13 protein-coding genes and 1 pseudogene are annotated in these 12,125 nt (G+C 62.0%); 11 read left to right on the top strand and 3 right to left on the bottom strand.

The window, feature by feature from the left end; all coding sequences use genetic code 11:
• Window positions 1-70 precede the first annotated feature (70 nt).
• The 11 genes and pseudogenes from BB934_RS41000 to BB934_RS51505 form a co-directional block, all read left to right on the top strand.
• Complete coding sequence (locus BB934_RS41000) at window positions 71-943, top strand: ABC transporter permease (protein WP_237050653.1); 873 nt, start codon at window positions 71-73, stop codon at window positions 941-943.
• Entirely contained in the window at window positions 940-1,806 is an 867-nt protein-coding gene (locus BB934_RS41005) for an ABC transporter permease (protein WP_099515343.1), read from the top strand. The genes BB934_RS41000 and BB934_RS41005 overlap by 4 nt, the downstream gene beginning before the upstream one ends.
• 7 nt (window positions 1,807-1,813) lie before the next feature.
• On the top strand, window positions 1,814-2,605 hold the full coding sequence (locus tag BB934_RS41010; protein ID WP_099515344.1) for an SDR family NAD(P)-dependent oxidoreductase: 792 nt from the start codon (window positions 1,814-1,816) through the stop codon (window positions 2,603-2,605).
• A gap of 11 nt (window positions 2,606-2,616) precedes the next feature.
• On the top strand, window positions 2,617-3,510 hold the full coding sequence (locus BB934_RS41015; RefSeq protein WP_099515345.1) for a polysaccharide deacetylase family protein: 894 nt from the start codon (window positions 2,617-2,619) through the stop codon (window positions 3,508-3,510).
• Window positions 3,510-5,066: a gamma-glutamyltransferase family protein gene (locus tag BB934_RS41020; protein WP_173909567.1), complete on the top strand. Its 1,557-nt coding sequence runs from the start codon at window positions 3,510-3,512 to the stop codon at window positions 5,064-5,066. Before BB934_RS41015 ends, BB934_RS41020 begins: the two co-directional genes overlap by 1 nt.
• Complete coding sequence (locus BB934_RS41025) at window positions 5,056-6,054, top strand: ABC transporter ATP-binding protein (protein ID WP_099515347.1); 999 nt, start codon at window positions 5,056-5,058, stop codon at window positions 6,052-6,054. The genes BB934_RS41020 and BB934_RS41025 overlap by 11 nt, the downstream gene beginning before the upstream one ends.
• A complete protein-coding gene (locus BB934_RS41030; RefSeq protein WP_099515348.1) occupies window positions 6,051-7,037 on the top strand; it encodes an ABC transporter ATP-binding protein in 987 nt (328 codons plus the stop codon). The genes BB934_RS41025 and BB934_RS41030 overlap by 4 nt, the downstream gene beginning before the upstream one ends.
• Window positions 7,038-7,068: 31 nt before the next feature.
• Complete coding sequence (locus BB934_RS41035) at window positions 7,069-7,470, top strand: RidA family protein (protein ID WP_099515349.1); 402 nt, start codon at window positions 7,069-7,071, stop codon at window positions 7,468-7,470.
• 429 nt (window positions 7,471-7,899) lie between these two features.
• The gene (locus tag BB934_RS41040) at window positions 7,900-8,142 is read left to right on the top strand and encodes a DUF3302 domain-containing protein (RefSeq protein WP_099515350.1); all 243 of its coding nucleotides are present in this window, start codon (window positions 7,900-7,902) and stop codon (window positions 8,140-8,142) included.
• Between the two features lie 164 nt (window positions 8,143-8,306).
• A protein-coding gene (locus tag BB934_RS41050; protein ID WP_099515253.1) for an IS5 family transposase occupies window positions 8,307-9,076 on the top strand; the annotation gives its coding sequence in 2 pieces (ribosomal slippage) (window positions 8,307-8,628 and window positions 8,628-9,076; 771 coding nt in all).
• A 6-nt stretch (window positions 9,077-9,082) separates the two neighbouring features.
• A pseudogene (locus BB934_RS51505) lies at window positions 9,083-9,508 on the top strand (hypothetical protein); the annotation flags it as partial.
• Here the strand turns inward: BB934_RS51505 and BB934_RS41060 are convergent.
• The 3 genes from BB934_RS41060 to BB934_RS41070 form a co-directional block, all read right to left on the bottom strand.
• Window positions 9,484-10,143: a DnaJ domain-containing protein gene (locus BB934_RS41060; protein WP_335645670.1), complete on the bottom strand. Its 660-nt coding sequence runs from the start codon at window positions 10,141-10,143 to the stop codon at window positions 9,484-9,486. The pseudogene BB934_RS51505 and the gene BB934_RS41060 sit on opposite strands and share 25 nt — an antisense overlap.
• Before the next feature lie 47 nt (window positions 10,144-10,190).
• On the bottom strand, window positions 10,191-10,916 hold the full coding sequence (locus tag BB934_RS41065; protein WP_099515352.1) for a vWA domain-containing protein: 726 nt from the start codon (window positions 10,914-10,916) through the stop codon (window positions 10,191-10,193).
• Between the two features lie 397 nt (window positions 10,917-11,313).
• A protein-coding gene (locus tag BB934_RS41070; RefSeq protein ID WP_099515353.1) for an IS5 family transposase occupies window positions 11,314-12,080 on the bottom strand; the annotation gives its coding sequence in 2 pieces (ribosomal slippage) (window positions 11,314-11,759 and window positions 11,759-12,080; 768 coding nt in all).
• Window positions 12,081-12,125: the final 45 nt, after the last annotated feature.

The raw sequence follows: 12,125 nt of genomic DNA on the forward strand, positions 1-12,125 counted from the left end.
CCTCGGATCATCCATGCGACGCTTTCTTCTTCGGCGGGTCGGCCAGGTTATCGGCACAATCTTCGGTGTCGTGACGCTGATCTTCTTTCTTCAACGTCTGACCGGTGATCCGACCTACCTGCTCGTCCCCGAAACGGCGACCCAGGCCGATATCGACGCCATGCGTGCGGCGCTCGGTTTCGACCGCCCACTCATCGTCCAGTACCTGGCGTTCCTGAAACAGATCGCCAGCTTCGATCTGGGTCGCTCCGTGATTCAGAATGTGCCGGTCTGGGATATCATCGCCTCGCGGCTGCCATATACCCTGCAACTGGCGGGCGGCGCCCTGCTGGTCGCATGCGGTCTAGGGATCCCGGTCGGGATCATTCTTGCCCTCTATCGGGATCATCCAGCTTCCCGGTTGCTCGCGAGCGTCGTTCTGGCGGCGCAGAGCATGCCGACCTTCTGGAGCGGGATTATCCTGATCTTGATCTTTGCCGTGACGCTGGGCTGGCTTCCTCCGTCGTCGACCGGCGGCATTGAGCATCTGATCATGCCATCGATCGCGCTCGGGCTACTGAGCATGGCAACCTTTGCCCGCATTACTCGCACCTCGCTGTTGGATGAACTCTCCAAAGACTACGTCCGCACGGCCCGTTCCAGGGGGGTGCCGATGGGACGGCTGCTTCGCCGGCATCTGGCCCGCAACGCCTCCATTCCCGTGATTACCGTCGCGGCGCTGGAGATTTCCAATCTTCTCGCCGGCGCCGTCATCGTCGAGACCGTTTTCGCCTGGCCCGGCCTCGGGCAGGTCACCGTGCAGTCGATCCTCGCTCGCGATTTCCTCGTCGTGCAGGGAATTGTCCTGCTGGGTGCGTTCGTCACGGTGGCTCTCAACCTCGCCGCCGATCTTCTCTACAGCGCGGTCGATCCCCGCATTCGCCTCGACGGGAGCCGCCGATGACATCCACAACCGCATCGGCACCGGTGCGACACGTTGCCAAACCGCGCCGTTCGATCATGCGATGGGTGCCCATCATCCTCATCGCCTTCTTTGTTTTGGCGGCCGTTTTCGCGCCCCTGGTGGCACCCTACGATCCGAACAGCCAAAATCTCCTTGGCCGGATGAGGCCGCCGGGAACCGTGTCCCGCAGCTTCCACTATTTGCTCGGTAGCGATGAACTCGGCCGCGACCTGCTCTCACGATTGATCTACGGGGCCAGGGTGTCCCTTTTCGTCGCCATTGCCTCAGTCATCCTGTCCGGCGTTGTCGGTGTTCTGCTCGGGATGCTGGCGGGATATCTTCGCGGCTGGGTTGAACTGATCGTCATGCGCCTCGTCGACGTGTTCCTGTCGATCCCAGCGATCCTGCTCGCCATCATCACGGTCGCGGTCCTTGGCACGGGACTGGTGAACGTGATCGTCGTCCTTGCCCTGACCCGCTGGCCGCGCTATGCTCGTATCGCTTACGGCCAGACGCTGAGCGTCGCCAACATGCCCTATGTGCGGCTCGCCGCCTTCATGGGGGCCTCCACGCCGCGCGTCCTCCTCCGGCACATCCTGCCCAACATCATCGGGGCGGTCACCGTGGTGGCAACGCTCGAATTCGGCCTCATGGTCCTGTTCGAGGCGGGTTTGTCGTTTCTCGGCCTGGGCGTACAGCCACCGACGGCGAGCTGGGGGGCCATGCTCAGCTCGGGGCGAAACTATCTCGCCACTGCGTGGTGGATTGCCACCTTCCCGGGTCTCTGCCTGTTCCTGCTGATCCTCGCCGTTAATCTCATCGGCGACGACCTGCGCGATCGCTTCGATCCCCGTTCACAATGAGGCTGTCATGGATTTTTTCTCCGATCTTTCCGGTAAGCGCGTCGTCGTCACAGGCGCCTGTGGGGTTGTCGGTCGCTGGATCGTCGACGCTTTCGTAGCGGCCGGCGCCGAATTGTGTCTCACCGATGCGCAGGAGGCTGCGCTTAACGCCTATGCCGGAGAAGTCTCGCTTGGCACCGGCGGCTTCGCGCATCCGGCGAACCTGACCGACGAGACATCGATCGAAGGACTGATCACCGAGATCGGCCGACGCTGGGGCGCCGCCGATGTTCTGGTCAATAACGCCGGAATCTACCCGAGCGGCTTCCTGCTCGACATCTCGACAGCCGAGTTCGATCGGATCTTCTCGGTGAACCTGCGGGCGCCCTTCATCCTGACCCGTGGCATTGCGCGCCAGATGATCGAGAAGGGTACCAAGGGTTCTGTCATCAACATTTCGTCCGGCGCAGCGCGCAAGATGCGACGTACCGTCGTGCCGTATTGCACCTCCAAGACCGCTCTGGACCGGCTGACCAAGGGGTTCGCCATCGAACTCGCGGAGTTCGGCATCCGGGTGAATGCCCTTGAGCCTGGCTTCGCCGCCGGCAGTTCGGTGAGCAGCCTCACGGACGAACACATTAACAACACCATCGCGGCTATCCCGCTCGGCCGGCCCTCGTCGCCGTCCGACGTGGCCAACGGCCTGCTTTATCTCGCGAGCGACGCCTCCTCTTACGTGACCGGGGCCACCCTAACCATCGATGGCGGTAACTCGATCGGCTCGCTCGCCGTCCACCAGGCGAAGAAGCATCCGCTGTGAGTGATATCACCATGACCCAGTTCTCCCAGACTCCGTACGAGTGGCCCACAGGCAAAACCAGCGCTTTCTGCTTTACGGTCGACGTGGATGCGGAATCCCCGCTCCTTTGGAACATGAAGAGCGAGACCAGTTCCCGCGTCATTGGCCAGATGGAGCAGCGGCTCTTCGGACCGCGGGTTGGGATCTGGCGCATCCTCGATCTCCTGGATCGGTTCGGAATCAAAGGCAGCTTCTTTGTGCCCGGCGTGGTGGCGAAGAACCATCCCGACCTTCTTCCCGCCTTTGTAGAGCGTGGCCATGAGATCGGCCTGCATGGATACTTCCACGAGATTGTTTCCCAAGTGAGCGATGAGGAGTTCACAGGAGCTCTGGAGGCCTCGCTCGAGGTTTTCCGCGCCCAGGTTGGGATCGTTCCGAAGGGCTTTCGGTCACCGGCATGGGAGATGACGCCGCATATGCTCGGCGAACTGAAGAGGCGCAGCCTGTACGACAGCTCGCTCTCAGGCTTTGACCATCCCTACACAATAGGCGGCGTCACCGAAGTGCCGGTGCAATGGGCCATCGACGATGCGGTCTATTTCAAGTTCGTGGGAGGCGGGGCGGATTCCTGGCCGCCCTCAGCGACGGGCCCGATCCTCGACAGCTGGGTCGACGAGTGGTCGATGCTGCACAAGGAAGGTGGCCTCTTGATGCTGACGATCCATGATTGGATTTCAGGCCGGGCCCACCGCATCCTAATGCTTGAGCGCCTTCTCCAGCGGATTACGGCAGAGCAGGGGGCGTGGATCGCGACAGTGGGCGAAGTTGCAGCCCACCATGCGGCGTCGGCCAACGCAGAGCGTTACACAGTGCCGGTGCGGGTCCCGGAACTGATCGCCGAGGCGCGCTTCGGAAGGGGACGTTGATGCAGACTTTCACGGTTCACAAGCCGGAAGTGCGTTCCCCTCACGGTTTGGTTGCCGCACAGAACCGCTACGCCGCAGAAGCGGGAGCCGCTGTCTTGGCGAACGGCGGCAATGCTATGGATGCCGCCGTCGTGACGGCTCTCGTTTTGAGCGTCGTGGAGCCTTGGCTCTCGGGCATCGGAGGTGGAGGGTTTCTCCTCCACGCCGATGGGGCAACTGGCACCGTTCATACGCTTGACTTCAACGTGATGTCCCCGCAGGCCCTCGATCCTGCAGACTATCCGCTTGCGGGAGCTAAGACTGGGAACTGGTTTGATTGGCCGTCGGTTGAGGGTGACCGGAATATTGCGGGCTACGGCTCGATTTGCGTCCCCGGCGCGGTCGCCGGGTTTGCGGAAGCGCTGTCACGGTTCGGGACGCTCTCCTGGTGCGACGCGCTTCAACCCGCGATTGAGCATGCAGAGCGTGGGTTGGAGGTAGACTGGTTCACGTCCCTTTCCCTCGCCGTCGAAGCTGCAGCCTTGGCAAAGTATCCTGCGACTGCGGAGATCTTCCTCGACAATGGCCGGGCCCCTCGGGCCAGCGAACGCGAGGCCGTGCATTATCGACCGATGCCCAACAAGGCAAAACTCCTCAAGCGACTTGCTGCGGCGGGCGCGCGCGACTTCTACGACGGCGAAACAGCGCATTTGCTGGTCAAGGACCTCAGGGCGGGAGGTTCCCGGATCGAGGCGGCTGATCTGGTGGCTTATCGGACCCACTGGCGCGACCCTCTCGTCGCCGGGTACCGAAACCTGGAGGTCAATGCGATCCCAGGCTTGAGCGGAGGTCCCACTTTCCTTGATGCCTGCGGACGGCTCGCGGCCTATGACCTTTCGGCCGGAATCTCCATGGCAGATGCTGCTCTGGCCTACGCGACCGTAATTCGTGACGCCTACGAGAAGCGCTTGACGAGAATGGGGCATGCGGCCACGCCTGAGGCCGGATGCACCAGTCACCTCAGTGTCGTGGATTCTAGCGGCACGATGGTGTCGCTCACCAACACATTGTTGTCGAGGTTCGGTTCCAAGGTTGTGCTGCCCAGGGCCGGAATCCTGATGAACAATGGCGTCATGTGGTTCGATCCGCGTCCGCAGCAGCCGAACTCGATCAAGGGCGGCGTACGGCCGCTTGCCAACATGTGTCCGCTGATCGTGAAGAGAGACGGCCGCCCCGCACTCGCCATCGGCGCAGCCGGCGGGCGTACGATCTTTCCCACAGTTCTTCAGATCCTCTCTTACATGGTCGACCGCGGTCTTTCCTTGGAAGACGCGTTTCACGCGCCGCGCATCGACGCCAGCACACCGACGATTCGCATCAATGCCAAGGCGGATCCGGCCGTTGCTGCGACCGTCGGTACGCGGTACCCGGTTGAGATTGTCGAGGACACCCTGTACCCGGTGAACTTCGCAATTCCATCCGCTGTGATGAGGGCCGGAACAGAAAACCTAGGCATGGCCCATCCAACCAGCCCCTGGGCTGCCGTCGCCATTGGAAGCGCAACCGATGATGACTGAAACCGCGCAGCGCGACGAGGCTCCAGTCCTCGCGATCAAGGATCTCCGGATCCAAATCGCCGGCCTCGACGTGGTCGACGGAGTTTCGCTCATGGCGGGCAAGGGGCGCATTCTTGCCATTGTCGGCGAAAGCGGCTGCGGAAAGAGCCTGACAGCCCTCTCGATCCTGCGGCTTCTGCCGAAAGCCGCCAGGATTGCCGAGGGCCGGATCGAGTTGGAAGGAACGGACCTCGCGCATCTGTCCGAAAAGAACTTGGAGGATATCCGAGGCAATCAAGCGTCAATCATCTTCCAGGAACCGGTTGCTTCGCTGAACCCATTGATGCGGGTTGGGGCGCAGGTGGAGGAGGCGCTACGCCTGCATCGCGGCCTCTCTCACGCGGAAGCGCAGGGCGAGGCGATTGCAATGCTCGCGAGCGTTGGTATACCCGATCCGCAGAGACGGGCAAGGCAGTATCCGTTCGAGCTCTCCGGTGGCATGTGCCAGCGGGTGATGATTGCAGCGGCACTGATCTGCCGTCCGCGTCTGCTCATCGCTGATGAGCCAACCACCGCCCTCGACGTGACGATCCAGGCGCAGATCCTCGACCTGATGAAACGCCTGCGCGACGAAGTCGGCACCTCCATCATCATCATCACACACGACATGGGAGTCGTGGCCGAAATGGCGGACGATGTTGCCGTCATGTATGGGGGCAGGGTGGTCGAGCGCGGGCCTGTAGACACTATCTTCTCGGCTCCCGCTCACCCCTATACTCATCTCCTGCTCGCGACGGTTCCTCGTCTCGACGGCCACCGCAAGAGTGCATTGCGAACAATCGAGGGCATCGTACCCGGTGTCGATCAGTGGCCGAAAGGTTGCCGGTTTCGCAGCCGCTGTCCCCTTGCGACAGACGTTTGCGAGCGCCGCCCGCCTCTCGATCCCGTCGACGCAGTTGGGCACGCCGCTGCCTGTTGGCACACCAATCGTCTGAGGGAACTCGCATGATTGAACCAGATTTACCTCTCCTCAGCGTGCGCAATCTCAAGGTTCACTTCCCTGTCCGCGGATCAGAGGGAGGTGTAGTCAAAGCGGTCGACGACATTTCCTTCGACATTCCATCTGGACGCACGGTCGCGCTGGTTGGCGAGAGTGGCTGTGGCAAGTCCACAACTGCTTACGCCATTATTGGGCTCGAGCCGGTTAGCTCTGGGTCTATTCGGTTTGAGGGCAGGGAGATCGCACATCTGGACAGGCAGGCCAGGCGCGCTCTCGCCACCGAGATCCAGATCGTATTCCAGGATCCGAGTGCGGCGCTGAATCCGAAGATGACCATTGGCGACAGTATCGGCGAACCGCTCATCATACAGGGCTGGCGCAGGGACAAGCGGATGCAGCGCGTCCGTGAGCTTCTCGATCTTGTGGGGTTGCCTGCCGCCTACGCAGAGCGGACGCCCAACGCCCTTTCCGGCGGACAGCGCCAGCGTGTGGTGATCGCCAGGGCTCTCGCCTTATCGCCAAAGCTGCTCGTCCTGGATGAACCCGTCTCTGCACTTGACGTTTCAATTCGCTCGCAGATCCTCAACCTTCTCATGGAACTGCAGAAAGAACTCGGACTATCCTATCTGTTCATCTCCCACGATCTTTCGGTGGTTCGTCACCTAGCCGATGATGTAATCGTCATGTATCTGGGAACAGTGGTGGAGGAAGGTGGGGCTGAGGCTTTGTTCGAAGCGCCGCGGCATCCGTATACGCAGGCGCTGATCTCCGCGATCCCATTGCCCGATCCACGGACCCAGCGCTCGCGCGAACGTATCATCCTCAAAGGAGACCTGCCGAGTCCGCTCAATCCGCCCACCGGCTGCCCCTTCGTTGGACGCTGCCCGATCCGGATTGAGCCATGCAGCAGTATCCGGCCGTCGCTGCAACCGGTGCCGAGCGGCACTCGCGCTGCATGCCTCGTGCGTGCGCCCGCTCCGCTGGCGGCTTGAGCCTCTATCTGCAGTTCAGGAGTTTGAGGTCATGATTGAACGAAAGAACCCGTCCAACCTCGCTCCGCCGGTTGGCCGCTACCATCATCTGACGGTCATTCCGGCTGGCAGCGACATCCTCGCAATCGCGGGTCAGGTAGGTTTGGATGAAAAGGGACAACTGCCGGATACGGTCGAGGAGCAACTCGCCAACGCTTTCGCAAACATTACGCGCATCTTGCAGAGCGAGGGTCTGGATCACCGGGCCGTGTTTAAGATCAATATGTGGCTGACGCAGCCTGTTGAGCGTGAGCGCTATGTGGAGATCTGGCGTGGATTTCACGGTGATGAGCCGCCAGCATCGATGTTCGCCTATGTCTCCGCCATGATCCGTCCAGAGTATCTGGTGGAGGTGGAGGCCTGGGCCGCGCGGCCAGCACAAACGGTCACATGATCTTTACCAAACAGCGGACGCTAAGCCCCGGATCGTCTCGAATTCTGGTGGTTAGAATGTCTGCTCATGCGGTGAATAGCGGGCCTTCCCTAAGGGCAGGGGATCGGCAGAGAATGACCCGAAGGAGACCATCCCCCCAACAGGTTTCACCCTCCACCCCGTTCGGAGCTTCCTCAAGGTAATTGTCCTCTCGCCTTCGGGGAAATCCGACCTAGGTATTCGTTCCGAGCGTCAGGCCAAGAGGCAATCCATGAAGCGACGTCTTGCGGCCTTGGTCTTACTGACCCTGCCGAGTGGGTTTGCCATTTCCCCGCCCCATGACACGGAGGGCGACGTCAGTCTCTATGGTCCACGCCTACGATCGACGCTGGGCGGGCAGGCTCCGCCAAATCAGGCACGTCTTGTAACGGCCAAATATTGAGCAGCTCCATGTCCTTCATCGACATCTTTGCCTGGATCGTGCTGCTCGTCCTCATCGTCACAGGTATCGGGATCGTTGTGGCTCTCGGCATGATGCCCGGCCGCATTGCCCGCAAGCGTGGACATCCCTGGCCGGAGGCGGTCACCGTCGGAAGTTGGGCGACGCTCGTCTTCGGCTTCGTGTTCTGGCCGCTCGTCCTGATCTGGGCCTATGTCGACGTGCCGGCACGACAGCAGGAGACGCCCCGATGATCGTCGTCCTGCTCAACGCCTATATCGCAATCCTCGCCCTGTTCGTCTGGCTCCGGTTCATCCCGTTCAACACGTTCTGGAAGCTATCGCCGATCCTACGGCCTGTTATGACTTGAACCCTTTGCACCTGGAGGCGTTTTGCTCGTCCTGTCTGAGGAGGAGCCATGCTAACGGAAGCACAATGGGCCATGCTGGAGCCACTGGTGGAGCAATGCCGTCCCAAGGGCAAGACACCGCCACAGGATCTGCGTCGGACGTTCGAGGCCATTCTCTGGCGCCATGAGAACGGCGCCAAGTGGCGCGCCGTGCCGGCTGAATTGGGGCCGTGGTGGCGCGCCGCTCAGACCTTCATCCGCTGGGCCCGTCTGGGTGTCTGGGAGCGCCTGCTCAACCTGGTACAGAAGTGCGGCATCCAGCTCGGGATGACCTTCCTCGACGGCACCAGCGTGCGCGCGCATCAGAAGGCCGCCGGGGCTCGTCGAAAAGGGGCTCTCAAGCTCAACGAGACCATCGTGAAGCGCTTGGTCGGTCTCGTGGCGGCTATGGCACCAAGGCTTGCGTGATCGCCGACGGGCTCGGACGCGCCATCGCGTTTCGCCTTGCACCCGGTCAGGCGCACGAGCTGCCTGACGCCATTCCGCTGCTTCACAGTTTGCCGAGTGTGCCCAGCTGGGTGGTGGCCGATCGCGGTTATTCAAGCCACAGCTTCCGCGAGCACATCTGGAGCATCGGTGCGAAGCCGGCGATCCCGGCTAAGTCCAATGAGGCGCCGGTGGCCTGTCCGGACTGGATCTATAACAACCGCAATGTCGTCGAGCGGCTCTGGGCCAGGCTCAAAGAGTGGCGAGCCGTTGCAACCCGCTACGAGAAGACCGCACGATCCTTCATGGGCGTGCTCTGCCTCGCCGCAGCAATCGACTGGCTCAAGCGCTAACAGGCCGTAGTCATGCTCGTCCTCCTGATCGGCCTGTTCATCCCGATGGGCTGGGGCGCACCCTCGGGTCCGGCGGCGGTGATCCGCAACTCGGTGCAGGTCGTCCCATCGGTGGCCGGAGAGGTCGTCGACGTACCGGTCGCGGCGAATACACCGGTCAAAGCGGGCGATGTTCTCTTCCGCATCGATCCGACCACATACCAGGCGCAGCATCCGTTTGACCCTCTTGAACTCGGAGGCAGACAATGGGCTGTGAAGGCCGCCCCGGTAAGGTCACTTACACCAGCTCCCGCGATGGAGGCGCCGATGTCGCTGTCCCGAAGCTTCGCGGACCTCGCCGGGCATGTGGCGCACGCGACCGGCGAACCGATCACCTTCACCCTTTGCGTGGTGGTGGAGTTGAAGTGTCAGCGCTGTTGGCGCACAAGGTAGTCCCGGGCCTGGTTGACCCGAGCCGCGAGATAAGTTGACCCGCCTTGGTCAGGATGGAGCTTCTTCATCAGCCTGCGATGAGCTTGATGGATCGCGTTGAGGTTTGCGCCTGGCTGAAGCCCCAAGATTTGATACGCCTCTGCGTCCGTCATTGCACCGGAACGAGCTTGGGCTCCCTTCGGGGTCTCCTGATCTTGAGCGCTTTGGCGCCAGTGCGGAAACCGTCGGTCAAGATAGGCCTCCAGAAGGCGCACTCCCTCTGGGTCATCGGTGCGGCATTCGGCTAACAGGAGCTGCAGGCTCGCTGCATCGAGCGAGTTGAGTTGCCGCCCTGCCCAAGGCCCAGCTAGCACAACCCCATCCATTTTACCCGTGTCGTGATCGAGGGTCATCTCGATCAGGAGCGATCGCACCCGCGAGATCCGGCCACGGCTCTGCTGCGGTCGCCCACCGAAGTTTGGAAGCCTTAAGCCACCCCATCCGAGAAGCCAGGCTCCCACGCCTGCCAGCGCGAGGGCGATGTCAATCCGCCCGCGCACCCCAAGCAGCACCGCAATGACGAGGGCCAGAACACCGCCAATCACCCGGCCGGCTGTCGCCAGCGCGGCGGTGTTGGCATACGCAAATGAGTTCACGAGCCCCCATATGAGAGCAACAGCCACAAGACCGTAGAGCAACTCCATTATGAGCGCCCGGTCAATGAAGTGAGGAGAGCACGGGCTTGTGGGCTGCCATGAGCGAGGCGGGTGAGCCCCTCAACTCCATTCGTTGCATAGGTGGCCGCGGCCCGCAGCAGCTCGGCCAGAGCCTGCGATGCCCTCGTGTCAAAGCGAGCATAGGCACCGCCGGTCAGGCGCGCGATTTCCTGAAAAGCTCGGGCCGCATCAGGATCATGGCCCTCATGGAACAGGAACGCCTTGACTCCAAGGAGGCCGAGCTCACCCGCGAGGGCACAGAGATCGTCGATCGGCTCCTCCATGGCGTCCCCGACATAGACGAGCACCTTCAGCGGTGCTTGGCTCGCCTCATTCCGGACGTGACGGAGCACCCGGCTGATCTGGGTTTGGCCACCCTGGCAGCTGATCTTTGTCATAAGGTCGGTCAGCGCCCGTGGATCGGCGACCCAGCGCGAGGAGCGGCATTCCCCGAAGCCCCGGAAATAGACAAGCTGAACTAAGAGCCCGCCAGCCTGGGTAGCCGCGGCGAACATCTCGCCCTGGACCTGGCAGGCGAGATCCCAGGTGGGTTGCCGGCTCATGGTGGCATCGAGGGCGAAGACAAGCCGTGCCCGAGGCGCACCACTCTGTAGAGCGCCGAGCCGCTTCGCTTCATCCAGGAATGAGTCGATCGTCCGACCTGAACTGGTGACGGCAGACGAAGAGCGGGTGAGATCCTTCCTCTCTGGCATTGTCGATCCCTCAGCCAGTGATGTGGGTGCCCGATGGATGCTTGTAAATCCCGCGTCTGGCGGAACCGAGCAGTGTGATTTAGGGCTTGGCTCACTGGCTTGACTGCCGGGAGGTTCTGCTCGGTCTTTCATTTTGCGCCTCCGCAGGAGGGCTGCTTATCGATCCCGGCACGCCAGAAGCGAAGCTCAGTAACCCCACGCGTTGGGCATGAGCCTCGAGAACAGCGAGCGTGCAATACCTGGATGCTCAAGAACGTCAGAGCCACCAAGATTCACCTGTCACAGGATTGCATCTTGTAGAAGGCTTTCCATTCTTGATCTCGGTCGGACCGAGGCTCCTGCTGCGAAGGGCAAGGCGTTTCACCGCTACACGGATCCAAGGCCACACTAGGGCCTGTTAGGTCTTGAGCCAGTCGAAGGCAGCGGCCAGACAGAGAATGCCCATGAAGGATGATGCGGTCTTCTCGTAGCGGGTTGCAACGGCTCGCCACTCCTTGAGCCGGGCCCACAGACGCTCGACGACATTGCGATTGTTATAGATCCAATCTGGACAAGCGACCGGCGCCTCGTGCCGCTGCGGCGGGATGGCCGGTCGGGCACCCATGCTCCAGACATGCTCACGAAATGCATGGCTAGTGTAGCCGCGATCGGCCACCACCCAAGTCGGCACGCCTGGTAGCTGCTCCAGCGGAACGGCTTGCGGCAACTCGTGCGCTTGGCCTGGCGCGATCCGAAATGCGACGGCGCGTCCGAGACTGTCGGCGATCACGCAAGCCTTGGTGCCATAGCCGCCACGAGACCGACCAAGCGCTTCACGATCGTCTCGTTGAGCTTGAGAGCCCCTTTTCGGCGTGCGCCGGCAGCCTTCTGATGCGCGCGCACGCTGGTGCCGTCGAGGAACGTCATGCCAAGCTGGATTCCGTGCTGTTGCACCAGGTTGAGCAGGCGCTCCCAGACACCCAGACGCGCCCAGCGGATGAAGGTCTGAGCGGCCCGCCACCAGGGCCCCAGTTCAGCGGGGACAGAGCGCCACTTCGCGCCGTTCTCATGACGCCAGAGGATCGCTTCCATTGTGGGACGCAGATCCTGCGGTGGTGTCTTGCCCTTGGGACGGCACTGCTCCACCAGCGGCTCCAGCATGGCCCATTGTGCATCCGTCAGCATAGCTCCTCCTCAAACAGGACGAGCAAAACGCTCCAAGACACTATG

Source organism: Microvirga ossetica (genome assembly GCF_002741015.1).
Taxonomy (GTDB): Bacteria; Pseudomonadota; Alphaproteobacteria; order Rhizobiales; family Beijerinckiaceae; genus Microvirga; species Microvirga ossetica.

Excerpts from the sequence above, each read along its gene's own strand:
- BB934_RS41005 (WP_099515343.1), top strand. The coding sequence starts at position 940 with ATGACATCCACAACCGCATCGGCACCGGTGCGACACGTTGCCAAACCG.
- BB934_RS41010 (WP_099515344.1), top strand. The coding sequence starts at position 1,814 with ATGGATTTTTTCTCCGATCTTTCCGGTAAGCGCGTCGTCGTCACAGGC.
- BB934_RS41015 (WP_099515345.1), top strand. The coding sequence starts at position 2,617 with ATGACCCAGTTCTCCCAGACTCCGTACGAGTGGCCCACAGGCAAAACC.
- BB934_RS41020 (WP_173909567.1), top strand. The coding sequence starts at position 3,510 with ATGCAGACTTTCACGGTTCACAAGCCGGAAGTGCGTTCCCCTCACGGT.
- BB934_RS41025 (WP_099515347.1), top strand. The coding sequence starts at position 5,056 with ATGATGACTGAAACCGCGCAGCGCGACGAGGCTCCAGTCCTCGCGATC.
- BB934_RS41030 (WP_099515348.1), top strand. The coding sequence starts at position 6,051 with ATGATTGAACCAGATTTACCTCTCCTCAGCGTGCGCAATCTCAAGGTT.
- BB934_RS41035 (WP_099515349.1), top strand. The coding sequence starts at position 7,069 with ATGATTGAACGAAAGAACCCGTCCAACCTCGCTCCGCCGGTTGGCCGC.
- BB934_RS41040 (WP_099515350.1), top strand. The coding sequence starts at position 7,900 with ATGTCCTTCATCGACATCTTTGCCTGGATCGTGCTGCTCGTCCTCATC.
- BB934_RS41065 (WP_099515352.1), bottom strand. The coding sequence starts at position 10,916 with ATGCCAGAGAGGAAGGATCTCACCCGCTCTTCGTCTGCCGTCACCAGT.